We start from the raw sequence: 24,596 nt of genomic DNA, 5'->3' as shown, positions 1-24,596 counted from the left end.
ATGAGTCCTCGCATCCTGCTGAACCTGGGCGTCTTCGCCACCGTCGCCGCGGTCATGACCGCATGGGCGGCGCTGACCCTGCTGCCGGTCCGGTTCGGCGAGCGGCCGATCCGGATCGAGGCCGAGTTCGCCTCCTCGCCCGGCCTGCGCTCCGGCCTCGAGGTCGACTACCTGGGCGTGTCGATCGGGCGCATCGACACGGTGCGGCTGCGTCCGGGCCGGGTCAGCGTCACCCTGCTCCTGGACGCCGGCACCGAGGTCCCCAGAACCGTGACCGCCCAGGTGCTCCGCAAATCCGCGGTCGGCGAACCCTACGTGGAACTGAACTCGCCGTCCCCGGCCGCCGAGGCGCCGCCGCTGGCGGACGGAGACGTCATCCCGCTCGCACGCACCACCTCCACCGTGGAGTACCAGCGGTTGTTCGATCGCGCCGGGCGGATGCTGCGCGCGACCGACCCCGCCGACCTGAAGACGGTCACGCGGGAACTGGCGATCGGCCTCAACGGCCAGGGCCACCATCTCCGCGACACCCTCGCCGACCTCGACCAGGTCACCAGGACCATCGCCGACGAGGCCGGCGTGCTCGACGCCCTGTCGGTCCAGCTGACCGCCCTCGCCGGCACCCTCTCCGCGAAGGGGCCGCAGCTCGCCTCCGGCACCAACGACCTGGCGGCCTTCACGGCCGCGTTGCGCGACTCCCGCAAGAGCATCGACGGCCTCCTCGCCGGCGCGCCCGGGTTCCTCGCCCAGACGAACGCGCTGCTGAAGGAGTCACGCCCCGGCCTGCGGTGCCTGTTCACCGCGCTGGGCACACCGGGGGCACCGGTCTTCACCGCACGCAACTCCCAGGAGGTCACCCACATCCTGAACCGCCTGGACCGGTCGTTCCCCCCGATCATCGATGACGTTGTCACCGATCGTCCCGAAGGCTCCTACCTGCGGCTCAAGGCCGTCATCACCGCCGCGGGGCCGATCCCGAACGCCCGGCAGTACCCCGAGCGCCTGACCGGCCCCGACGAGCCCCCGCTGTACCGCTGCCGCGACGCGGCCACCACCCGGGACACGGGCCAGGACAGCGGCCGGGACAGCAGGGAGGTCGGCTCCGGGAACCCGGACCGCCGGGCCGAGGAACCGGCCGGCGGAGCGGTGCACCCCGCCGGCAGGACGGAGGAGGTCTTCCAGACCGTCGTCCCCAGAGCCGCCCCGGCATCCCCGGACAAGAGCGTGGCCGACTTCTGGCTTCCGAAGCTGCCGCCGGTCGTCGCGGCCCTCGTCCTGCTCGGCACCGCCGCCCACACCATCCGCAGAGTGCGTTCCCTGCCCAGCCACAGGAGGAGAACTTGACCGCCAAGACCACCGACAAGTCGTCTCCGCACGACACCGAGCAGGAGGCCGCGGACATGGAGCGGCCCGATGACTCCGGTCCGATCGCCGACGAGCCGGAGCACGACGCCGGGAAGGGCACGCGAGCCAAGGCCCGGCAGGACACCGAAACCGAGGCGGGCGAGGACATCGAGGCCGAGGCGGGCAAGGAAACCGGGGAAACCGAGGAGAAGGCCTCCCCCGTCGAGGCCGCGCGGATGAGTCGGATGGGTCGGATGAGAAGGCCACGACCGACGGCCCGGACGTCTCGGCGGCTGGTGGCGGCGGCTCTCGCTCTGGTGTTCGCCACCGCCGTGGCCACGGCGGTGATCCAGTGGCGTGAATCCGAACGGCTGGCCGCGCGGGACCGAAGCGAGCAGCAGGTACGCGACCGGTCCGCCGAGTTCGGCCGGGCGCTGCTGGCCTACGAGCACACCGACCTGCCCAAGGCGCGGGCCCGCATCCGCGGCCTGGCATCCGCCGACTTCGGGCGCAGCTACGAGACCGCCTTCGACGGGCTCGCCGAGGTCATCACCAAATACCGGGCGAACGCCACCGCGACCGTCCGCGAGACCTATCTCAACGACTTCGACGGAGAGCAGGCCAAGACCCTCGTCGTCCTGGACAGCGAGGTCCGCAGCACCATGGGCGTGCGTCGCGTCCTGGGCACCAGGCTGCTCCTGGAGCTGGTCCTGGAAAAGGGGTCCTGGCGAGTCGACGCCATGACCACGCTTCCCGCCGACGACGAGACCCTCACCAAGCCGGACGGAACGGTCGAGAGGCCCCAACAGGGCGACGCCGCAGCACCCACCCGGCAGCCGGCCCCCTGACCGCGCGGCGTGCTCGCGGGCCCGTTCGCAGGCCCGCGCGCCAGGGGCCGCGCCACCGGTTCCGCCGGCGGCGGAACCGGTGGGAACCGGTGGGAGCGGGTGGGAGCCGGCGGCCGGCGGGAGATCACTCGATGATGAGCGGCAGGGTCTCCCAGCCGCGGACGGTGGAGGTCTGGGCCAGCTTCGCGTCGTCCCAGTCCACGTCCCATCGCGGGAAGCGTTTGAGGATCTCCTCCATCGCCACCCGGCCCTCCAGGCGGGCCAGTGCCGCGCCCAGGCAGTAGTGCGGGCCGAGTCCGAAGGTCAACTGCTGGCCGATCTGGCGGTGGACGTCGAACCGGTCCGGGTCGGGGTGGCGGCTCTCGTCACGGTTGGCCGCGGCCACGATGAACAGGACGGCGCTGCCGGCCGGCACGATCTCGCCGTGGAAGTCCACGTCCTTGGTGGCGTAGCGGGCGATGGACGGGCCGGGCGGCTCGTACCGCAGGATCTCCTCGATCGCGTTGGGGATCAGCGACGGGTCCGCCACGAGTTCCCGGCGCTGCCCGGGGTGCTGGGCCAGCAGGGAGCCGATCCACCCAATGAGCCGTCCGGTCGTCTCGTTGCCGGCGCCCGCGACGACCGTGACGTAGGTGATGATCTCCTCGCGGGTGAGCGTGCGCGTCGTGCCGTCCTCGTCCTCGAACTCGGCGTTCAGCAGGTCGGTCATCAGGTCGTTGGAGGGATTGTCGCGGCGCCAGTCGATGTAGTCGCCGAACATCTCGTTGTTCAGGACGGCGCCGCCCCGGAAGTCCATCTGCCCGCCGGCCTCGGTGCGCAGGCTCTCGTCCGCCGAGTCGCGGATGGCCTCCTGGTCGGCCTCGGGAATGCCCAGCAGCATGCCGATCACGCGCATCGGCATCTGGGCGCCGACGGCCTCGATGAGGTCGAAACGGTCCGTGCCCACCAGCGGATCGAGGGTGCGCGTGCAGAAATCCCGGACCCGGGGCTCCAGAGCGGCGATCCGGCGCGGAGTGAAGACGCGGGAGAGCAGACGGCGGTGAATGTCGTGCAGGGGAGGGTCCTCGAAGATGAGCGTGCCCGGCGGGATCTCGATGCCCGATTTGATCAGTTCGAGGATTCCGCCGCGAGCCGAGGAGAACGTCTGCCAGTCCGGCAGCCCGCGCTCGACGTCGGCGTGCCGGCTGACCGCGTAGAAATCGTATTTCTCGTTGTAGTACAGCGGCGCTTCCTCCCGAAGCCGCCGATACGTCGGATACGGGTCGCTCCAGAACCGCGGGTCGTAGGGGTCCCAGTAGACCGCGTCATCAGTGCTCATCCGCACTCCTCCGAATCTTGCACCGGCACCACGTTGCGGGAGTGTCATGACCGGATTTCTCGCGCACTCCTCCATGACTCGATCGACCGGGCGCACCAGGCCGGAAGAGCGTTCACGAGACGATGCTGAGCGGCAGCTCAGCAGTGATACGAAAAGGTTTCTATCACCTGGTTTTCGGCCGGTCAAGAGTCCGGGCACGAATGCATTCGGGGATGCGTCCGGGCCGATCTCATGGCAGCCGGGAGACGTTTTCGCCACGTCGGGCGGATCGCATCGTTCCCCTCCGGCGGCCCGATACCAGGGCGTTCCGCCCGTACCGAATCCGGCCAACCCGCCACCCGGGCGGCATCGGGCGCCGAGGCCGGACGGGGTGACCTTGACCACGGGCGCATCCCGATGCTAAGCAGGTGCCCAGCAATGCTGGACGACTGCTCAGCATCGCGGGAGAACGGTCCCGTTACGGCGTGGTCGCGAACGGCGCGGCATCGGGGGTCGTGCCGTCCGCGGCATGGCGTCCGGCCGGGCCGGGCACCGTGCCGCGCCGCCCGGCCGACGGGCGAGGCGGTGCGGCGGGCGGCCGCGGACGGGCGGCCGGTCTCCGCATCGGCACCGAGGTGAACGTAAGGAGCCGCTCGATGGGATGGATCGAACCCGGGGACCGGTGGACCCCGTGAGGGCGGCTGCGGCCCGGTACGCCGGCGCCCGTGTGGCACGGGTGGAAGATCCGCGGTTGCTGACCGGTCACGGGACCTTCGTGGACGACGTGGTGCGGCCCGGCATGCTGCACGCGTGCTTCGTACGCAGCCCGCTGGCCCGGGCCCGGATCACCGGCATCGACGTGTCCGAGGCGCTGGCCGTCGAGGGCGTCCACGCGGTCTTCACGGCCGAGGACCTCAACCCGGGCGTGCACGAGCCGTGGTACTCCCTGGCCGGGCGGGACGTCCCGGACTCGCCGCGGCCACCGCTGGCCGAGGACGAGGTGCGTTTCGTGGGGGATCCGGTGGCGCTGGTCGTCGCCGCCGACCGCTACCTCGCCGAGGACGCGGCCGAACTCGTCGTCGTCGACTACGAGCCGCTGCCGCCGGTCGTCGACTACGTCACCGCGCGGGAGTCCGCCGAGCTGGTATTCCCGCAGTTCGCGCGCAACGTCCTGGGCGAGCTCGGCGGCCGTCCGACCACCGAGCTCGCGCCGGTCTTCGACCAGGCGCCGTGGTCGGTGCGGGAGACCGTCTACCAGCAGGCCTACGCGCCGGTGCCCATCGAGACGCGGGGGCTGGTGGCGGAGTGGTCGGCGGCCGGCGGCGAGCTGACAATTTGGGCGGCCACCCAGTCGCCGCACGAGGTGCGGCTGTTCTGCTCCCGGCTGCTGGGGCTTCCCGAGCACCGGATACGGGTCGTGATGCGCGACACCGGCGGCGGTTTCGGGCAGAAGGCCGTGGTGCAGCGCGAGGACATGTGCGTCATGCTGGCCGCGCTGAAGGTGCCCGCCGCGCTGAAGTGGATCGAGGACCGGCGGGAGAACCTGCTGGCGGCCGGGCAGTCGCGGCACGAGCACGGCGACGTGCGGATGGCCTTCGACGCCGACGGGAGGATCCTGGCCGCCTCGATCGACTACGTGCAGGACGTGGGCGCCTATCCGGTGCCGTGGCCGGTGGGACCGTCCATGGCCGTCGGGATGTTCTTCCCCGGCCCCTACCGCGTCCCCGAGGGCACCTTCTCGATCACCTCGGTGTTCTCCAACACCGTCGGTCGCACGGCCTATCGCGGGCCGTGGCAGTTCGAGTCGGTGGCGCGCGAACTGATGCTGGACGTCGCGGCGCGGCGGATGGGCATGGATCCGGTCGAGCTGCGCCGCCGGAATCTGCTGCGGCGCGACGAGTTGCCGTACACCAACCCCGTCGGCGTGCCCTACGGCGACATCTCTCCGCTGGAGACGTTCGAGCAGGCGCTGGGAATGCTCGACTACGAGGCCTTCCGCAAGGAGCAGGAACGGGCCCGCGGCGAGGGCCGCTTCCTGGGGGTCGGCACCTGCACCTATGTCGAGCCGACCACGGCCGGGATGGGGGTGCACGGCACGGAGGGCGCGACGATCCGGATCGAGCCGTCCGGCAAGGTCAACGTCTACGTGTCCGGCGGGTCGACCGGCAACAGCCTGGAGACCACCGTCGTCCAGCTCACCGCCGACGCGCTGGGCGTGGACATCGCCGACGTGCACACCATCCAGGGGGACACGGCCATCACGCCGTTCGGCGGCGGCACCGGCGGTAGCCGGTCGGGCTCGATGACCGCGGGGGCCGTGGCCGAGACCGCGGCCGTGCTGCGGGAGCGGATCGCGGCGATCGCCGCGCACCGGTTGGAGGCGGCCGCCGAGGACATCGAGCTGGTCGACGGGCACGCCCGGGTCCGCGGGGTGCCCGGGGCCGGGCTGTCGCTGGCCGAGATCGCCGCCATCGCCTACCTCCAGCCCGAGAGCCTGCCGCCCGGGATGCCGGCGGGGCTGGAGGCCAGCGGCCGGTACCGGGCGGAGAGCATGATCATCCTGGCCAACGCGACGCACCTGTGCACCTGCGAGGTGGACGTCACCACGGGCCGGGTGACCCTGCTGCGGTACATCGTCAGCGAGGACTGCGGCCCGATGATCAACCCCAGCGTGGTGGAGGGACAGATCGCCGGCGGCACCGTGCAGGGCATCGGCGGCGCGCTGTACGAGCACCTCGCCTACGACGCGGACGGCAACCCCGTCACCGGCACCTTCATGGACTATCTGCTCCCCACCGCCGCCGAGGTGCCGATCATCGAGTACGGCCATGTCGAGACGCCCGGACCGGGACCCGGCGGCTACAAGGGCGTCGGCGAAGGCGGCGCGATCGGGGCGCCGCCCGCGGTGATCAACGCGGTCGCCGACGCGCTCGCCCCGTTCGGGGTGCATATCACCCGGCTGCCACTGACCCCGGAGTCGATCGTCACGCTGGTCCGCCGCGCCCGGGAGTCCCGGGCGGCCGAGCCGGGGACGGTGCCGCGATGAAGCCGTCGGCGTTCGACTACCACGCTCCCACCAGCGTCGCCGAGGCCGTCTCCCTGCTCGCCGACCTGGGCGAGGACGCCAAGCCCATCGCCGGCGGGCAGAGCCTGGTCCCCATGCTCGCCCTGCGGCTGACGGCCTTGGAGCATCTGGTCGACCTGCGCCGGGTGTCCGGCCTGCGGGGCATCGAGCAGCGCGACGGAGCCGTGCGGATCGGTGCCATGACGACCCAGGCGGTGATCGGGCGGTCCGCCGAGGTGGCCCGGGGCGTTCCGCTGCTGGCCCGTGCCACGCCGCTGATCGGGCACTTCCAGATCCGCAACCGTGGCACCATCGGCGGGTCGCTGGCCCACGCCGACGCGGCCGCCGAGTACCCGGCGGTGGCGCTGGCGCTCGGCGCGCAGCTGGAGGCGCAGTCGCCGCGCGGCCGGCGGACCATTCCCGCCGACCGCTTCTTCACCGGCTTGTGGGGCACCGACCTGGCCGACGACGAGCTGCTGACCGCGGTCGCCTTCCCCCGCTGGGACGGCCGCTGCGGGTTCGCGATCGAGGAGTTCGCCCGCCGCAGTGGCGACTTCGCCATCGCGGGCGCCGCCGTCGCCGTCGCACTCGACGACGGCGCGCGGATCCGGCGCTGCGGCATCGGCCTGTTCGGCCTGGGCCCGACGCCGCTGCGCGCCTCGGCGGCGGAGGCGGCGCTGACCCGCGCCGGCCTCGCCGACGTCACGGCCGAGGACGTGGGGCGCACCGCCCTGGCCGATCTGGAGTCGGTGCCCTCCGACCTGCACGGATCCGCCGACTACCGCAGACATGTCGGGGCCGTCGTCGTGGCGCGCGCCTGGCAACGAGCCGTTCAGGAGGCCAGCGATGCCTGACGTCGACATCCAGGTGCGGGTCAACGGCACACTGCGACGCGACACCGTACCGCCCCGGCTCACCCTCGCCGACTACCTGCGCGAGCGCTGCCAGCTCACCGGCACCCACCTGGGCTGCGAGCACGGCGTCTGCGGCGCGTGCACCGTCCTGCTGGATGGGCAGGCCGTCCGCGCCTGCCTGGTCTTCGCCGTGCAGGCCGACGGCGCACAGGTCACCACCATCGAGGGCATCGCCTCGCCCGACGGCGAGCTGTCCCCGGTCCAGGCCGCCTTCCGCGACCACCACGGGCTGCAGTGCGGCTTCTGCACCCCGGGCTTCGTCATCTCGGTCACCGCGTTCCTGCGCGACCATCCCGACCCCACCGACGAGCAGATCCGCGAGGGCCTGTCGGGGAACCTGTGCCGCTGCACCGGCTACCAGGGAATCCTCAAGGCCGTCCGGGCGGCGGCCGACGGCACGTCCGCCATGGAGGAGACCGGATGAGACTCCACAACACCCTGAGCATCCCCGTGCCCGTGCGGGAGGCCTGGCAGGTCCTGCTCGACATCGAGCGGATCGCCCCCTGCGTGCCGGGAGCCACCCTCACCTCCCGCGACGGCGACCGTTTCCACGGCAAGGTCAAAGTCAAAATCGGGCCGATCGGCCTGGCCTACAGCGGCACCGTCACCTTCGTCTCCCTCGACGAGGCGGCCAAGGTCGCGGTCCTAGAGGCCGCCGGCCGAGAGACCCGCGGCGGTGGAACCGCCAAGGCGACCGTCACCTGCCGGCTCACCGACCACGGCGACGCCACCGAGGTCCTCGTCGAGACCGACCTGGCCATCACCGGCAAACCCGCCCAGTTCGGCCGCGGCGCGCTCACCGACGTCGCCACCACCCTCATCGGCCGGTTCGCCGCCAACCTTGCCGACGAGATCGCCGACGAGGTCGCCCCCCAGCCCTCCCCCACCCCGGCCCGGCCCACGGCACCGGACGAGGCCGCCCCCGCTGTGCACGAGCCGGCACCGGCGCCCGGCGACGGTGACGATGGCGGCACTCCGCCCACCCCGCCACAGACGACCTTCACCCCCCGCACACCCGCCGAACCGATCAACCTCCTCCAGGCGGCCGGCGGCGGGGTCCTCGGACGCGTCGGCCCTCTCGCCGTCGCGAGCGCCCTGTTGATACTCCTGCTGACCATCCGGCTCACCCTCCGGCGCCTGCGCTCGGCGGCGGGCTCACAAGGCGCCGAGCCCGGCGGAACCGGCTGAACCTCCGCATCACCGGCACCGCGCGTTCCCGCCGACGCCGGCCACACCTATCAGGGAAAGAGGTAGTGATGTCTGGACGAGTCGAAGGCAAGGTGGCCTTCATCACCGGCGCGGCACGCGGCCAGGGACGCAGCCACGCGGTACGGCTGGCACAGGAGGGCGCGGACATCATCGCCATCGACGTCTGCCGGCAGCTCGATGGCGTGCCCATCCCCATGTCCACCCCGGAAGACCTGGACGAGACGGTCGCCCAGGTGGAGGCGACGGGCCGGCGCATCGTCGCCGCCCAGGCCGACGTACGCGACTACGACACGATGAAGAAGATCGTCGACGACGGGGTGGCCCGGCTGGGCCGGCTGGACATCGTCCTGGCCAACGCCGGCCTCGCCGCCAGCGGCAACGCCATCGACCAGCTGGACGAGAAGCTGTGGCGGGACTCCATCGACGTCAACCTGACCGGCGCCTACCTCACCGCCAAGGCCGCGGTCCCGCACCTCATCGAGGGCGGCCGCGGCGGCGCGATCGTGCTGACCAGCTCCGTGGGCGGGCTCAAGGCCCATCCGCACGTCGGCAACTACGTCTCCGCCAAGCACGGCATCGTCGGGCTCATGCGCACCCTGGCGGTGGAACTCGCCCAGCACCGCATCCGGGTCAACTCCGTCCACCCCACCCAGGTGAACACGCCGATGCTGATGAACGAGATGACGTACCGCATGTTCCGGCCCGACCTGGAGAACCCGACCCAGGAGGACCTGGCGCCGATCTCGCAGATGATGCACCTGCTGCCGGTGCCGTGGGTGGAGGCCGAGGACATCAGCAATGCGGTGCTCTTCCTGGTCTCCGACGAGAGCCGCTACATCACCGGCGTGACGCTCCCGATCGACGCGGGCTCCATGCTCAAATGACCGCATGAGCCGAGCCGTTACCATGTCCGGCGGATCCCGATGGAGTCTTCCGAGGTCATGGAGGCAAAGGCATGGCATCGTCGCGCAGGATCGGTGCGCCGGACGCCAAGAACCGCACCGTCCTGCTCGACGCGGCGGAGCGGCTCATGCTGGAGGAGGGCTACGCGGCGGTGAGTTCTCGGCGCGTCGCCGCCAAGGCCGGTCTCAAACCCCAGCTCGTGCACTACTACTTCCGCAGCATGGACGACCTGTTCCTGGCCGTCCTCCAGCGCCGCGTCGAGGAGGCGCTCAGGCACCAGGCCGAGGCGCTGGCGTCGGACCAGCCGCTGTGGGCCCTGTGGGAGTTCAGCACCGAGGCGGAGGCCAGCGCGGTGACGATGGAGTTCGTCGGCCTGGCCAACCAGCGCAAGGCGATCCGTTCGAAGATCGCCCACTACGCGGAGCAGTTCCGCCGCGAGCAGCTCAAGGCCCTGCCCGACATCATGAAGCGCTACAACCTCGACCCCGACATGCTCCCGCCCGGCGCCCTGATCGTGCTCATGACGAGCGTCTCGCGGGTCGTCATGATGGAACGCGCGCTCGGCATGTCCATCGGCCACGCCGAGACCATCGCGCTCATCGAACGGCACCTCGAACGCCTCGAAGGCCCCCGCAGGCCCGCCCGGCCCCGGCCGAGCTAGGCGGATCGCCACCACGGGCCGCCACCACAGGACGCCACCACAGGACGCCACCGTGCCACCGGCCGGCTCCCCTGGCCGGCCCCGGCGCGCCACCACCGTTCCGCCGAAGCGGGAGCGGCTCAGTCGAGGACGTGAACGGTGGTCAGGTCGGTGAGTCCCGAGATGGTCAGCACGGGGGCCAGCAGGGAGGTCGCGACGAGCTCGATGCGTTCGGCGCGGGCGAGCAGGACGCTCAGGCCGGCGCTGTCGAGGTACTCGACGTCGGTGAGGTCGACGACGAGCGGATCCGCGGTGGTGTCGAGGGCGGCGGCGAGGGTGTCGGTGTTGCTCATGTCGATCTCACCGACGGCCTTGAGGACCGCCGTTCCGTCCGGTCGGTGGCCGGGGGTCAGGGTGAGCGGGGTGGTCATCAGGCGATCCTCGTGTGCATGTCGACGGTGGTGCCGGCCGGGCCCGGAGTGATGGTGACCTGCTGCATCATGGCGCGCATCAGCGCCGTGCCGCGGCCCCGGTGAGGGTGGGCGTGGGGCTGGGGGGGCTTCCAGCGGCCGGTGTCGGCGATGGTCAGGCGTAGGTTGTCGGCGAAGGCCTCGGCGCGCAGGCGAACGGTGTCGCCGGGAGTGTGGCGGTGGCCGTGCTCGATGGCGTTGGCGCAGGCCTCGCCGGCGGCGACCAGGATGTTCTGGATGGTCTGGGGCGGCAGGTCGCACTGGTTCAGCCAGCCGCGCAGGGCCTTGCGGACGGGGGCGAGCTGGGTGGACTCGGCGGGGAAGGTCATCTCCAGCGGGGCGGGATGGCGGTACAGCAGGAGGGCGACGTCGTCGTCGTAGCCTCCGGCCGGGGCCAGGCGGGTCATGACCTGGGCGGCCAGGTCGTCGACGGCGGCGTGACGGCCGTCCTGGACGGCCTGGCTGGCCTGGCCGATGCCGGCGGTCAGCGGACGGCGCCGGCGTTCGACGAGGCCGTCGGTGTACAGCAGCAGGGTGGCCCGGGCGGGCACGGTGCACTCCGCCTGGGGGCGCTCGGTGCCGGGCTTGATCGCCAGGGGGATGGAGTGGCCGGCGTCCAGCAGCCGGGTGGTGCCGTCGGGATGGGTGAGGATGCCGGGCGGATGCCCGGCGCTGGAGTAGGCCAGGTGGCCGGTCTCGGGGTCCAGGACGCCGCAGAACACGGTGGTGCACATCGCGCCGGGGATGGTGGCGGCGAAGTGGTCCAGGGCCATGAGCGTGCCGGCGGGGCTGGGGTCCTGCAGGAGCAGGGCACGGCAGGCGCTGCGCAACTGGCCCATGATGGCCGCGGCCTGCAGGCCGCGGCCGACGCAGTCGCCGACCACGATCCCGATGCGGCCGTCCGGGAGGGGGACGGTGTCGTACCAGTCGCCACCGACCTCCAGAGGACGGGTGGCCGGCTCGTAGCGGACGGCGAAGCCGTCGGGCAGGTGAGAGGGGCCGAGGATGGCGCGCTGCAGCGCGAGGGCGGTTTCGCGCTGCTGGTCGATCTGGTGGGCGCGGGTGAGTCCCTGCGCCAGGTGACCGACCAGCAGGGACAGCAGGACCTGGTCCTGGTCGACGAAGGGGCGGTGGTCGCCCAGTTCGAGCCAGAGCACCAGCGGGCCGTGGGGGTGCTCCAGCGTGATGCCGACGCCGATGCCGTGGTCGGCGGTCGGGGTCAGCGACGGACGCTGCCGCTGTCCGAGCAGCGCCGTACGGTGCCGCTCGGACAGATCGTCCCAGCGCAGGCCGGGGTCGGTGGCGGTCAGGGACGGGGTGTCACCACCGTCGAAGACGGCGGCCAGTACACGCCGGGCACGCCACAGGGTCTTGAGCTCCTCCAGCGCCCCGGCCAGCGCCTCGGGCAGGCTGACGGCCTGTGACAGGCGCAGGCTGAGCGCCGCCAGGGCGGTTTCGCGCTGGACGGCGTAGTGCTCGGCGGTAACGTCGCGGAAAGTGCCGACGACCACGCGGCGTCCGGTGTCGGGGTCCTGGGCCTGGTTGAAGGTGGCGCTGATCCACAGCCGGTGCCCGTCGCGGTGGGTGACCGGGATGATGCGGCTGCCCTGGTTCCGGTTGAGCAGGTCGGCGAAAACGTCGGCGACCTGCCGGTGGGCCTCGGGGTCGGTCTCGGCGTCCGGCCACCACGGATGCAGCGGGGTGTAGGGCAGGCCCTCGGGGCCGTAGCCGAGGATGTCGGTGAACGCGGTGTTGATCTCGACGACGGCGCCGCTCTCGTCACAGACGAAGAACGCCTCCTGCAGGGAGTCGATCAGCGCGGTGCGCCAGCGGGCGTGGTGGTTGCGCAGCCGCGACAACTCCACGCTGGCCCGGACCCGGGCCAGCAGCTCGGCGGCGGCGAACGGCTTGACCAGGTAGTCGTCGGCGCCCGCCTGCAGCCCCTCGATGGAGGCGTCCTCCCCGGCCCGGGCCGACAGCAGCAGCACGGGCACGGCCGCGGTGCGCGGGTCGTTGCGCAGGGCGCCGACCAGCTGCAGGCCGTCCATATGCGGCATCATCACGTCGCTGACCACCAGGTCGGGAGCGTCCGCGCGGACGGCCTCCAGCGCCTGCCGGCCGTCGTCGACGGTGTCGACCTGGTATCCGGCGCCGTGCAGCAGCCTGGCGAGATATCCGCGCATGTCGGCGTTGTCGTCGGCGACCAGCACCCGTACCGGGGCGGCCGGGCCGCGGGCGGGATCGGTCACGGAGGCGTCGGCCGCCGGCGGCGGAGCGTCCCGGGCGACCTCGGGGGACGGGTCCGCGGGCAGCCAGCGCAGCGCCTCCTGCACATAGGGGGCGGCGGCGGACGACACCGCGGCCGGGCCCGTGGCGGAGTCCGCGGCGGGCGCGAGCGCGTCAGCGGGCAGGTGGTCGGTGCCGAAGGGCAGGCGGATGGTGAACGTGGTGCCCTCGTCCAGGGCGCTGTCGGCGGTGATGGTGCCGCCGTGCAGCCCGACCAGCTCCTGCACCAGGGCCAGTCCGATGCCGCTGCCCTCGTTGGAGCGTGAGCGGGCGTTCTCGATGCGGCGGAACCGCTCGAACAGCCGCGGCATCTCCTCGGGACTGACGCCGATGCCGGTGTCGGCGACGGTGACGACCGCCTGCGTGTCCTCGCAGCGCACCCCGACGCGGATCGAGCCGTCGAAGGTGAACTTCAGCGCGTTGCTGAGCAGGTTGAGGATCACCTTCTCCCACATGCCGCGGTCGATGTACACCGGCTCGGGCAGGGCGGGGCAGTCCACGTCGAAGGACAGGCCGGCCCGGTCGATGGCGGAGCGGAAGACGCTGGCCAGCTCGGCGGTCACGGCGGCCAGGTCGACCGGCTCGTAGTGGGCCTGCATGCGGCCGGCCTCGATGCGGGAGAAGTCCAGCAGGGTGTTGACCAGCTTGCCCAGCCGCAGCCCGTTGCGGTGGATGACCTCCAGTTCCTCCCGCACCCGCTCGTCGCCGTCGCCCAGCTGGGTCCGCAGCTCCGCCAGCGGCCCCATGATCAGCGTCAGCGGGGTGCGGAACTCGTGGCTGATGTTGGAGAAAAAGGTGGTCTTGGCGCGGTCCAGCTCGGCCAGTTCCTCCGCCCTGCGCTGCTGCGCCTGGTAACTGCGGGCGCTGGCGATCCCCGCCGCGATATGTCCGGCGACCAGTTCCACGAACCCGCGGTAGCCGTCGTCCAGCGGCCGGTACCGGTTCAGCGCGGCGACCAGGAACCCGTACGGCGTGGTGCCCTGCTGCAGCAGCGGCACCACCAGCGCGTGCGTGGGCGGCTCCGGCCAGTCCCCGGCCGGCAGCCCGGTGAACGGGGCGCCGTCGAGCGCCACCAGCACCGACTCGCCCCGGGCCAGCGCCGCCGCCGGCCACACCCCGGCCGCGTCGTCGATCGGCAGCGTCGGCGGGGCGGCCGGGTGCCCGGCGGGCATCCCGGTGGCCGCCGCCAGCCGTGCGACGGCGTCGTCCTCGAACAGATAGGTCAGGGTGAACGGCAGATCCCGCAGGTTGCGGTCGAGCTGCCGGCCGGCGAAGGCCAGCATCTCCTGCTCGGTGCGGACCACGCTGGGATCGGAGCCCAGATCCCGCAGTGACGCCATCCGCCGCTGGCCGACGACCCGCTCGGTGTCCTCGCTGACCACGCACAGCATGCCGACCACCGCGCCGCCGTCGTCCCGCAGGGGACTGTAGGAGAACGTGTGGTAGCTCTCCTCGGGGTATCCGGAGCGCTCCAGGAACAGCAGCAGCGCCTCGTCCCAGGTCGCCTCCCCCGTGGACAGCACGGTGTCGATCCGCGGGCCGATGTCGTCCCAGATCTCCGCCCACACCTCGCTCGCCGGCCGGCCCAGCGCCCACGGGTACTTGCGGCCCAGCGTGTCCCGCCGGTAGGCGGCGTTGCAGAAGAACGTCAGCTCCGGTCCCCACGCCATCCACATCGGGAACCGGGACGACAGCAGGATGCTCACCGCCGTCCGCAGGCTCTGCGGCCAGTCGTCCGGCGGCCCCAGCGGGGTCGCGGCCCAGTCCACCACGGCGAGATCCGGGCCGACCTCGCCGTCGGCGGCGAACACTCCGGCCCCGGCCGTCAGCGGCCCGCGCCCGGCGTCCTCAGAACGCGCCACTCGACACCCCTTCGTTCACGTCGACCAATTCCCCGCAACCACCGCTCGTGTCGGCCGCACCCCTGGTCGCCCCACGACGTGCGCATCCGATCGACCATCTCACCATGGCCGGGAGGCACCGGTGCCGACGCGTCCCGCCCGCCGTCCACCACCGCGACTCCGCCACACCGCGGCGCTGACGCCGCCGAGCCGGGGACAGCACAGGCAACTTGGACAATCCGTAGGATAATCCAGTCACTCGGGGCACTGTTCCGCCCTCCGTCACAGGACGAGGAGGAACGCACGACGCCGCTACGAACGGTGACGTTCCAGGTGGCGCGGCGACGCCCTCATGCTGGGCCCTCATCCTGGGCCCTCCGAGAAGGGCATATCGTGCCCGCAGCAGCCCGGCGCCAGCCCCGTCCCGCAGGAGCACCACGCCGCCGCTCCATCGGCCCTGGCCGGCCGGAAGAAGTGGCGGCCGGGCCCATACCTGGTCCTTACCGGCATCATCCACGTTCCCCTGGCCGGCGAAGGCGGGACGGCGCCGCCCCGCCTCCCGACAGGGCCGCGGCCACCGGAACGGGACGCACCCGGCCACGGAGCCGCAGGTCAGGGTCCAGTGCCGGGATGTGTTCGCCGGCCTGGGGTGTTCCCAGGACCGCCTGCTCGTACCGATCCCTGGAGCCGCGGAGACTTCCCGGCAGGCCTACCGGCGGCCTGCCGCGTGGTCGTGCCGGGCGGGGCCGTGAACGAGCAGGTCCGGCTCCGCCGTTGCCCGGCGGTGCCGGAGCCCGGGACTTGCGTGGGGGCAGGCCGCCATGGTGTGGCGATGCGGGCGGCAGGTGGGGTCGTTGGCCTGGATGGCAAGGCTGACCAGGGACTGCAAGAGGAAGAGGTCGCCGTCGGTGTCCAGATGCACCTGAACCCAGCCGGTGTTGCGGGGGACGTCGACGCGCCCGGAGGCGGTGAGGGCCGCGGTGAGACGGCCGATGACCTCCCGGGTGAGGAGGACCTCGGCCAGGTCTCCCTGATGGAAGTGGACGATCTGCAGGCCGGGCAGGGCCAGGGCACGGCCGGGCGGGCAGTCGGCGCGGCATGCCCTCAGCGGCCAGTTCCGGAATCGGTCGACGGCCAGGTCGGCGTACGAAACGGAGCGGGGGCGGCGTCCTCGGCTCATGGGTTCCAGCGTGGCCGAACCCGGGTCCCGGTGATCGGTCGGCGGGTGTCTTGGTGGGATTCGTCGGTTCCTGGTGCCGTCCAGGAATCCTGGTGGGTTCCTGGAAGCCTCCTGGACGGGACCGCCGACGGTACGGACAGGCGTCCAGAACACGAACTTCCGGATAACTCGCGGATGCCGCATCCGCCCGAACCGGATGATGATTGATCGTCTCGGGTGGGCGCCGGGGCGGGGATGCGCGAGCTGGACGGAGCGGGTGGTGGACTCCTATCTCGACCGGAAGGCGGACTTCACCCGTGACCTGGTCGCCCGGCTGGGCGGCCAGAGCGATCCGGGCACGCTGGCGCACCGCACGGGGCTGCTGGAGGCGACGGTCCGGGCTTTGCTGGCCGGGGACGGCGAACTGATGTCGTGGGAGGTCGTCAGCGCCTGCCTGGCCGCGGCGGGTGTCGACGGCGGCGAGATGGGACAGGTGCGCGGCCGGTGGGCCGCGGCCGAGCAGGCCCTGTGGGACGAGCGAGGGGACGACCTGCGCGCGGCATTCGAGCACAACAGGCAGGGCAAGCCCGCGAAGATCGTCGAGGCCTACCAGGCGAAGATCCCCTGGCGGCGGCTGACCAGGCGGCATCCGGTGACCTTCGAACCGTGGGCCATACCGACGTTCGCCGCCGGCCGGCGGCTGCCCGACCCGTCGGCGGCCGGCGACATCCGGGACTTCTACGCGCTGCTGGCGGAGCTGAAGGGCTGGGCGGGCTCGCCCCGGCAGTCCGAGATCGAGAAACGCTCGTGGGGCACACTGCCCGACGCCACCATCAGCGCGATGCTCCAGAAGGACCGCTGGCGCACGGTCAGCGACCGGGAACGCGCCAGGATCGGCTACTTCGCGATGGCCTGCGGGCTGCCCGAGGCCGAGGTCGCGCGCTGGGTCGAGGCGTACGAACGGCTGCGGCACGTGCCCCCGCCCGACGATCTGGCCCGCGCCCGCGCCGAGGGGGCAGAACTTCGGCGGCGGCTCGCCGCCGCCCAGGCCGAGACGGAGGACCTGCGCGAACGCCTGGCGGAGGCCGAGAGCCGGCGGCGCACGGAGCAGCCTCCGCCGGTCCGGGACACGCGGCGGGAACGGAGATGGTGGGATCCCCGTGAGCGGCGGTCACTGTCGGCGGCCCTCGCCGCGCTGGTGTTCGCCGGCGGTGTCGGGGTGGGCAGGGTGACCGGCTCGGACGGCTCGCCGGCGGGCCCTTCCTTTTGCTTCCGCGGCACGCTCCACCTGATCGGCTCCACCGCCTTCGAACGGACGGCCGCCGCCCTCCGACAGGGCTACGAGAGGCTGTGCGAGGACGCGAACATCCAGGTAGCGCCCATCGGCTCCAACGAGGGAGTGCGCGCGCTCACCGCCGGCAACGCCGCCTCGACGATCGCGATGCACGACGGGTATCTCAGTCCCGGCTCCGACGAGATCCGGCTGCGGGGTTTCCGGGGTTTTCCGGTCGCGCTGGTGGCGTTCGCCGTCATCGTCCACAAGGACACGAACGTGACCGGCCTGTCGGTGCGGGATCTGCGTTCCCTCTACTCCCGGGACGGCGGGCCCACCAACTGGAAGCACTTCAGGGGCGGCGCCGACGTGCCGATCCGGCTGGTCAGCAGGACCGAGGGCTCAGGAACCCGGACGATCTTCGAGGAATTGGTGCTCAACGAGCCCGAACCGGAATTGTCGTCCAGGGACTGCCGGCGCAAGGACCAGATCCGTGCCGCCGCCCGCATCATCCGTTGCGAACGCAGCAGCCAGGGACAGGTCCTCGACACGGTCAACCAGGTCCCCGGCGCCATCGGCTACGCCGAACTGCACGTCGCCGCGAACACCCGCCGCTACCCCGGCGTGCGCATCCTCACCCTCGACGGCACCAAGGCCGGCGTCTCCCCGCAGGGCGACCGCTACCCGTTCGTCGCCCCCGAGGTCTTCTACACCCATGGGCAGCCTCCGAACGGCAGTCCCGCCTCGGCGTTCCTGACCTTCCTCGCCGGCGACTCCGCCAGGAGGCTCCTCCAGCAGGCGGGATCTCCCCCCTGCCTCACCCCGGACGCCCTGCTCTCCGCCCCCTGCCAGGCCGGCTAGGCCGCATCGGCGCGCGTTCCAGGAGGATCACCAGGAGCTCCCGGGCCGGCGCCGCCGGCCGGGCCCGGCACCGGCGGCGAGAAAGCGGACGCCCGATGATCTCTACCTGATCAGTCGGCAAAGTGTATTTTGTGATCATCGGTCGCGCCCATCGCCCGACGACCGCCCCGCGGTCCCGTCACCCTGCCGGGGAGTCCCGATGCGTCCCACCGTCTCGTCCCGTGCCGTCCTGACCCGCGCCGCCGTCGTCGCCGCACTGCTCGCCGCGACCGCCTCGCCCGCCTTGCCTGCCTCGCCTGCCGCGGCCGCCTCCGCGGCCGGCCCCTTCGAGCCACTGCCGCCCCGCAACCCCTACGCCGGCCCCCTCGGCACCGCCACCATGCACGGCGACACCGCGTCCTCCGACGCCACTCCGCTCGCCGGGCCCGGCGCCGGCTCGCTGACCTCACGCCGCGTCGCCCTCGCCGCGGCCTGCCCGACGGTCCTGGCCGGTGCGGACGGGTATCCCGTCGCGCTGTGCACCGAGATCTTCGGCCAGGCGCCGACGGTCCACCTGCTCGACCCCGCCTCCGGAGACTCCGTCGCCGAGCTCGGCCTGACCAAGGGATCGCTGCTCGGCGGCGTCTACGCCTACCTCGACCACGCCGATCGCCTCGTGGTCGTCGACGGCACCCGAGACCTGCTGCGCATCGGCCACCGGAGGACCTCCTCGGGCGGCTGGGAGCTCTACGTGGCGAGCCGCCTGCCGCTGGACGCCGTCGTCGCCGAGGACGACTCGGTCGTCGGCCTGTCTCCGGACTGGCAGGGTCGCGTGTGGTTCGCCACCGGCGGCGGTGTCGTGGGCACCGCCGACGACACCACGGGCGTCGTGAAGAGCCTCGCCCTCCCGGCCGGGGAGAAGGTCGCCAACAGCATCTCTACCGTGCCCGAGGGCACCGCCGTCACCACCACCCATGCCACCTATCTGCTGCGCGCCGACGCCACCGGGACGCCGTCCGTCGTGTGGCGGCAGGTCTACGACCGCGGGCCGGGCCGCAAGCCGGGCCAGCTCAGCTGGGGGTCGGGCTCCACCCCGACCTTCTTCGGTCCGCACGGCACCGACTACCTCACCATCGTCGACAACGCCGCCCCGACGGTGAACCTGCTGGTGTACGCCAGCGGAACGGGCCAGCAGATCTGCAAGGTGCCCGTTCTCAAGGCCGGCGGCAGCGGCAGCGAGAACTCGCCGGTCGCCGCCGGAAGCACGGTCTTCGTCGCCAGCACCTACGGCTACCCCTACCCGGTGCTGCCCGACGACGCCGGCCCCAGCGTCCCGCCGTCCGCCGACTTCACCGGCGGCCTGTCGCGCGTGAACGTCACCGCCTCGGGCTGCACCCTGGCCTGGGACACCGTCGTCCGCTCCGCCGCCGTCCCGCGCCTGTCCACTGCGGACGGCCTGCTCCGCACGGTCGTCCGCAAGCCGGTCATCCCCGGCACCACCTCGACCACGATCCTCGACACCTACGTCTACACCGAGATCGACCCTGCCACCGGCGCCATCGTCCGCACCAAGACCCTCGGCACCGGCTTCATCTACGACACCCTCCAGATGGTCGGCACCATCACCCCCGGTGTCGTCTACCAGGGCACCACGACCGGTGTCGTCCGCATCGCCAACGGCTGACAGCGCGAAGGGGCGGCCCGGTCGGTCCCCCCTCGCGGCCACCGCCACCTGGTGCGCGCTCTCGTCCGCGGCCAGGACGGCGGTGGTGTCATCGGTGCACCTGTCTCCTGTGGAAGGGCCTGTCCCTCGGTAAGCTCCGGGCGGAGACGGGGTTCGATGGGAGGGGCATGGCCGAGCAGACCTTCCAGGCGCCGCAGGGGCCGTTCCGGGACGACTGTCCCAGCCGGACCGTTCTCAACCACGTGGCCAACCGCTGGGGAACGCTGATCATCGCCTCGCTGCACGAGGGGCCCATGCGCTTTCACCTGCTTCGCGACCACATCGGCGGCATCAGCGAGAAGATGCTGGCGCAGAACCTGCGGCTCCTGGCCCGCGACGGCCTCATCGAGCGGACCGTCCAGCCCACCACCCCGCCGCAGGTGTCCTACGCGCTGACCCCGCTCGGCCTGGAACTGGCGGATCACCTGCGGAATCTGGTCGGCTGGATCACCTGCCGCACCGACGAGATCGTCGCCGCCCGGGAACGTTACGACAGCGCGCAGAGCCGATAGCCCCTTCCGTCCCGGGCGCCGCGCACAGACCTCCGTGTCCGGCGCCAAAGGCTCCCCGTGGTGTGCGTCACAGTGCTCGCCGCTCGCCTGGCCGGTCACCTCCGGGTGTGAGCCTTACGAAAAGGTACGTCCTTACTAAAAGTGAGCTCTATGCCTACGCTCGTCGCCATGAAGCTCGAAGTGTTCTCGGACATGGTCTGCCCCTGGTGCTACATCGAAAGCGCCGCCTGGACAGGGCGCTGGAGCGAACCGGCAGATCCGTCGAGCTGGTCTGGCGCAGCTTCCAGCTCGACCCCGGCTATCCACCGAACGTCCGGTGGACGCTCACCGAGGCCCACCTCAACCGCTATGGCATCGACCGCGCCGAGAACGACCGCCGCCTGGCGGCGGTCACCGCGCTGGCCGCCGAGGTCGGGCTGGACTACCGCCTCGACCGCGCGCTCATGGCCAACACCTTCGACGCGCACCGCCTGGTGCACCACGCCGCCGCGTTCGGCCAGGGCACCCGGATGGCCGAACGGCTGATGCGCGCTTACGCGATCGACGGGCTGTGGATCGGCGGCCCGCGGACGCTGACCGGCATGGCCGCCGCCGAGGGGCTGCCGGCCCTGGAGCCGGGCGCCTACGAGGCGGAGGTCAAGGCGGACCTGGAACGCGCCCGGCGGTACGGCGTCCACGGAGTCCCCACTCTGGTCGCCGACGAAACGTACATGCTGGTGTCCCCCAGCCTCGAAGAACTGACCGCGTTCCTGCGGAACAGCTGACCCCGCGAACGGATCCGCATCGCCCGCACCGGCGACCCCGCCCACATCCAGGGCGGGATCGCCGGTACACGGAGACCTCACCGATCGGCCGGTGAGCCCACGGGCGGATCCGCGAACGGCCGAGCACGGCCGGGCAGGCCTATCGGGCCTATCGGGCCTATCGGGAACTCTGCCTGAGCAGGGATCGCATGAGGCGGGTCAGGGCGGAACGGGAACCACCCTGCAGAGACTGTCCCGCCTCGGCGCCCCCCGGCTCGCCGGTCGCGCCGAGGGACCCGGCCCGCGCCGAGGGAGTGAAGGACTCCACGACCTGGAACCGTACCGGCAGCGAGCGCAGCCCCCGCATGACCAGCGAGGAGCGCCAGGGCAGCTGGTCGGGGGGCAGCGCCAGTTCCAGTGCGGCCATGCGCTCGAAGAGCCGCTCCACCGCGATGCTGACCAGGGTGGTGGCCAGGTCGTCGGCCGGGCACTGGTGCGCGCCCGCGCCCCAGGACAGGTGGGCGCGGGAGCTGTGCACCGAGGACAGGTCCAGCGGGTCGGCGAAGCGGTGGTCGGCGTGCGCGGCGGCCAGCGACAGCATGACCGGGTCGCCGGCGGCGATGGCGGTGTCGCCGATCATGGTGTCGGCGGTCGCGTAGCGGAAGGTCAGGTTGGGGTTGGGCGGGCTGGCCATGGCGGCGCGGTTGACCGTCTCGCGGATCATCCCGGCGGCCAGGCTGGCGCGCGCCCCGGCGGTGTCGAGGATCACCTCGACGATGGCGTTGCAGATCAGTGAGCTGGTCATGTCGCCGAGGGCGCCCATGAGCATGATCGTCTCGGTGGTGGCCTGCTCCACGGTGAGCCCGGCGGCCATCATGTAGGAGGGCAGGTCGTCGCCGGGCTGCCGGTCCTTGGCGGTGACGGCCTGGCCGATCATCTCGGTCAGCCGGACCATCGCCTCGGCCGAGTCGGGGGTGCCGTCCATCAGCCGCCACATGTCCATGAGCACGTCGTCGGTGGCCGCGCCGAAGCCGACCAGCAGGTTGAACACCATCACGATCAATGGCCGGGAGTACTGGGCCGACAGGTCCGCCCAGCCGCTCCGCCCGCCCGCGGCCATCAGCGAGATGAGCTCGTCGGCGTACCGGCGCACCTCGCTCTCCATCCGGCGGGCCTGCGGCTGCGTGCGGTCCTGGAACGGCCGCAGCGCCGTCGTCCACGCCCCGCGCAAGTGGGCGTGGACCCTGCCCGAGGTGTACGGGACGCCTCCGCTCGCGTGGAAGGGCAGCAGCGCCCAGTCCGCCGGAACCCTGCCCTCGGCGTAGGCCCGCCAGTTGTCGATGCTCTTGCTCCACACCCCCCGCTCGTTGCGCAGCACCTCTAGGGCCTCGGCGTAACCGAGCACCATCCAGGCGGGAACGCCGTGCACGTCGACCGGGGCGACCGCCCCGTACTTGGCGCGCAGCCGCTCGTACACCAACGCCGGCCGGGCATCGAAGTCCCGGGTCAGCAGCGGCTCGGTCGCCGCCAGTGTGAGAGGGCTGTATACGGAGGTGGGCTGGTGGTCCATGACTACTCCCGCTCGTATCCGTCGCTCCACGGGGCGGCCGTTTCGCAAGCACGCGAAGCGACCGACCCGTGACCGAAAACTCTAGAGAACCCAGACCGGGCATGTCCGAAAAATGGCGGAGACGGCCCTTGAAGAAGGGATGGGGATGCTCGTCGCGGATATCGCCGAACGATTGCCCGTCGTCCCCCGCCGAAGCGTTCATGAAAGTCTTTCGGCTCCGGCCGGTCCGCTCAGCGGGCGACGCGCTCGGATTCGGCGGCCGTGGCGACATCACGGGGATAGGTGCGCAGACCCCGTAGCAGGATGACGCTGTTGGCAACCAGGGGGACCAGCATGATCAGGAAGGCGTACTCCAGGCCGCGCGCGCCACCTTTGCCGCCCGGGCCGAACAGGTCCGCGACGAAACCGAACGTCACGGGGGCGAGGGCCTCGGCGCCCATGCGCAGGAAGGTGCGGATGCTTTCGGCGCGTCCCCACAGGCGGGAATGGACAATGTCCAGCCGGGCGGCGTCCAGTGGAGGGTTCGCCGCGGTCAGGGACGCCGCCGCGAGCGCGAACAGCGGCACCGCCACGGCCACCGACGTGGTGGCCAGCCCGGGGACGAACAGTCCCGCGGCCAGCAGGTAGGTCACCGCGGGTACCAGCACGCGGGCGCTGGGATGCCCGCGGCGGATGAGCCCGTCGGCCACCCGCCCGCCGGTCAACACGCCCACCAGCGCCCCGACGCCGATCAGCACGACCAGGCCACTGATCGCCCCGTACCCCAGGCCGTAATGACGGCTGACGAACACGACACCGAACGTGCGCAGGCCGGCGAAGAAGAAGTAACCGAGCGCCGAGGCCACGATCAGGATGACGTTCGTGGGGATCCGCAGTACGTACCGCATGGCCGCCCACATCGACATCCGCGCCGGATCGCGCCGCAGCACCAGGTCCGGCCGGGGCCGGACCCCGTGTTCCTCCACCGCCGAACGCGCCGGATCCTCCCGCTGCGCCGCCACGTCGTCGCCCGCGTCGTCGCCCTCGCCCTCGGGCCTGCCGCGCGCCCACTCGTCCGGGCGCGGTTTCAGGTCGGTCTGGCCCGGTCTCAGGTGGCTCTGCCCGCCACGCGCAGGTTCCGGCAGCCATCGCCTGATCACGTACACCAGGCACAGCCCCAGCAGTGCCAGGAATCCGAACGCGGCCCGCCACGACAGCAGCTGGGACAGGTTGCCGCCGACCAGCAGGCCGAATCCCGCGCCCAGCATCTCGCCGCTGAGGATGAAGCCATAGATGCGGCCTCGTTCCCCGGGTGGGAAGTAGTCGCCGATCAGGGAGGCCAGGGTCGGCCCGGCGGTGGCGGTGACCGCGCCGAGCGCCAGCCGCGACAGCAGCAGCCACGTGAACGAGCCGGCCAGGCCGCCGGCCGCCATGGCGGCGCCCCAGGCGATGATGCTGACCGCAAGTAGCCTGGTCCGGTTCACCCGGTCGGTCAGGACGCCGACGGGCACCGCGGCGACGGCGCCCACCCCCGAGGACACGGCCGTCAGGGACCCCAGCTGGGTGTTGTCGATGCCCAGATTCGACTTCAGCTCGGGCCCGACCGCCCCGATCGTGCCCTTATCGGCGGCGTCCAGCGCGAGCACGCACGACAGAATCGTGATCACTTGGAACCGGGCGGGGCCTCCCACGACCGCCAGCAGCCGCTGCCGCGCCTGGCCGCCGGCCTGGGCCACGAGGCCGGCCCACCGGTGCCTCAGCGGCGCGGTCATGGGCGGCATCTCCCCGTCTGACCGGTCGGCACACCGGTTGAAGGGTCAAGCTACGCACGTGCCCCGCTCAAGGAGCGACGGGGCCTGCGGGCCGCGCCCGCCCCGGCGGCATGGGCGGCGCGCCGGTGCCCGCGTCCGGCGCAGCAGAGGCCGGCCGTCACCCTCGGTGACGGCCGGGCGTATATCCGGGGCGGAGACGGGTTAGAGAA

The 24,596-nt window shown here is 72.1% G+C and carries 18 protein-coding genes; 12 read left to right on the top strand and 6 right to left on the bottom strand.

The annotated features are described in order from the left end of the window. A complete protein-coding gene (locus tag C4U03_RS26805) occupies nt 1-1,344 on the top strand; it encodes an MCE family protein (protein ID WP_103941356.1) in 1,344 nt (447 codons plus the stop codon). Continuing rightward, nucleotides 1,341-2,192 (top strand): hypothetical protein, encoded by an 852-nt coding sequence (locus C4U03_RS26800; protein ID WP_103941354.1) that lies wholly within the window; start codon nt 1,341-1,343, stop codon nt 2,190-2,192. Before C4U03_RS26805 ends, C4U03_RS26800 begins: the two co-directional genes overlap by 4 nt. Nucleotides 2,193-2,316: 124 nt before the next feature. On the opposite strand, the gene C4U03_RS26795 is transcribed toward C4U03_RS26800, so the two are convergent. Next, on the bottom strand, nt 2,317-3,510 hold the full coding sequence (locus tag C4U03_RS26795) for a cytochrome P450 (RefSeq protein ID WP_103941352.1): 1,194 nt from the start codon (nt 3,508-3,510) through the stop codon (nt 2,317-2,319). Between the two features lie 730 nt (nt 3,511-4,240). Here C4U03_RS26795 and C4U03_RS26790 point away from each other — a divergent pair. The 6 genes from C4U03_RS26790 to C4U03_RS26765 all read left to right on the top strand — a co-directional run bounded on the left by C4U03_RS26790 (nt 4,241) and on the right by C4U03_RS26765 (nt 10,240). Next, a complete protein-coding gene (locus C4U03_RS26790) occupies nt 4,241-6,535 on the top strand; it encodes a xanthine dehydrogenase family protein molybdopterin-binding subunit (protein WP_200827496.1) in 2,295 nt (764 codons plus the stop codon). Further along, nucleotides 6,532-7,407 carry an FAD binding domain-containing protein gene (locus tag C4U03_RS26785; RefSeq protein ID WP_103941348.1) on the top strand — a complete coding sequence of 292 codons (876 nt, stop codon included), beginning with the start codon at nt 6,532-6,534 and terminating at the stop codon, nt 7,405-7,407. Before C4U03_RS26790 ends, C4U03_RS26785 begins: the two co-directional genes overlap by 4 nt. Beyond that, nucleotides 7,400-7,891 carry a (2Fe-2S)-binding protein gene (locus C4U03_RS26780; RefSeq protein WP_103941346.1) on the top strand — a complete coding sequence of 164 codons (492 nt, stop codon included), beginning with the start codon at nt 7,400-7,402 and terminating at the stop codon, nt 7,889-7,891. Before C4U03_RS26785 ends, C4U03_RS26780 begins: the two co-directional genes overlap by 8 nt. Beyond that, on the top strand, nt 7,888-8,655 hold the full coding sequence (locus C4U03_RS26775; protein ID WP_103941344.1) for an SRPBCC family protein: 768 nt from the start codon (nt 7,888-7,890) through the stop codon (nt 8,653-8,655). The genes C4U03_RS26780 and C4U03_RS26775 overlap by 4 nt, the downstream gene beginning before the upstream one ends. Before the next feature lie 68 nt (nt 8,656-8,723). Continuing rightward, nucleotides 8,724-9,560 carry a mycofactocin-coupled SDR family oxidoreductase gene (locus C4U03_RS26770; protein WP_103941342.1) on the top strand — a complete coding sequence of 279 codons (837 nt, stop codon included), beginning with the start codon at nt 8,724-8,726 and terminating at the stop codon, nt 9,558-9,560. Nucleotides 9,561-9,631: 71 nt separating this feature from the next. Beyond that, nucleotides 9,632-10,240 carry a TetR/AcrR family transcriptional regulator gene (locus tag C4U03_RS26765; RefSeq protein WP_103941340.1) on the top strand — a complete coding sequence of 203 codons (609 nt, stop codon included), beginning with the start codon at nt 9,632-9,634 and terminating at the stop codon, nt 10,238-10,240. Nucleotides 10,241-10,359: 119 nt separating this feature from the next. Here C4U03_RS26765 and C4U03_RS26760 read toward each other — a convergent pair whose 3' ends face one another. From C4U03_RS26760 to C4U03_RS26750, 3 genes are all read right to left on the bottom strand, one after another. Continuing rightward, nucleotides 10,360-10,650, bottom strand: coding sequence for an STAS domain-containing protein (locus C4U03_RS26760; protein WP_103941338.1), 291 nt, complete (start codon nt 10,648-10,650; stop codon nt 10,360-10,362). After that, complete coding sequence (locus C4U03_RS26755; RefSeq protein WP_103941336.1) at nt 10,650-14,837, bottom strand: SpoIIE family protein phosphatase; 4,188 nt, start codon at nt 14,835-14,837, stop codon at nt 10,650-10,652. The genes C4U03_RS26760 and C4U03_RS26755 overlap by 1 nt, the downstream gene beginning before the upstream one ends. Before the next feature lie 688 nt (nt 14,838-15,525). Beyond that, complete coding sequence (locus C4U03_RS26750) at nt 15,526-15,996, bottom strand: luciferase domain-containing protein (protein ID WP_103941334.1); 471 nt, start codon at nt 15,994-15,996, stop codon at nt 15,526-15,528. 259 nt (nt 15,997-16,255) lie between these two features. Here C4U03_RS26750 and C4U03_RS26745 point away from each other — a divergent pair, with 259 nt between their 5' ends. The 4 genes from C4U03_RS26745 (at nt 16,256) to C4U03_RS26730 (ending at nt 21,087) form a co-directional block, all read left to right on the top strand. Beyond that, complete coding sequence (locus C4U03_RS26745; protein WP_103941332.1) at nt 16,256-18,109, top strand: substrate-binding domain-containing protein; 1,854 nt, start codon at nt 16,256-16,258, stop codon at nt 18,107-18,109. Nucleotides 18,110-18,308: 199 nt separating this feature from the next. Then, nucleotides 18,309-19,772 (top strand): hypothetical protein, encoded by a 1,464-nt coding sequence (locus C4U03_RS26740; RefSeq protein WP_200827495.1) that lies wholly within the window; start codon nt 18,309-18,311, stop codon nt 19,770-19,772. Nucleotides 19,773-19,939: 167 nt separating this feature from the next. Continuing rightward, nucleotides 19,940-20,323, top strand: a complete 384-nt coding sequence (locus C4U03_RS26735; RefSeq protein WP_103941330.1) for a winged helix-turn-helix transcriptional regulator — start codon at nt 19,940-19,942, stop codon at nt 20,321-20,323. Nucleotides 20,324-20,529: 206 nt separating this feature from the next. Continuing rightward, nucleotides 20,530-21,087: a DsbA family oxidoreductase gene (locus tag C4U03_RS26730; RefSeq protein ID WP_160147114.1), complete on the top strand. Its 558-nt coding sequence runs from the start codon at nt 20,530-20,532 to the stop codon at nt 21,085-21,087. 157 nt (nt 21,088-21,244) lie between these two features. Here C4U03_RS26730 and C4U03_RS26725 read toward each other — a convergent pair whose 3' ends face one another. Both C4U03_RS26725 and C4U03_RS26720 read right to left on the bottom strand, forming a co-directional pair. Beyond that, nucleotides 21,245-22,636, bottom strand: coding sequence for a cytochrome P450 family protein (locus C4U03_RS26725; protein WP_103941326.1), 1,392 nt, complete (start codon nt 22,634-22,636; stop codon nt 21,245-21,247). Nucleotides 22,637-22,866: 230 nt separating this feature from the next. Continuing rightward, entirely contained in the window at nt 22,867-24,387 is a 1,521-nt protein-coding gene (locus C4U03_RS26720; RefSeq protein ID WP_103941324.1) for an MFS transporter, read from the bottom strand. Nucleotides 24,388-24,596 lie beyond the last annotated feature (209 nt).

It is taken from the genome of Thermomonospora echinospora, assembly GCF_900108175.1.
GTDB lineage: Bacteria > Actinomycetota > Actinomycetes > Streptosporangiales > Streptosporangiaceae > Thermomonospora > Thermomonospora echinospora.
This window is presented reverse-complemented; position numbering and strand designations above follow the sequence as displayed.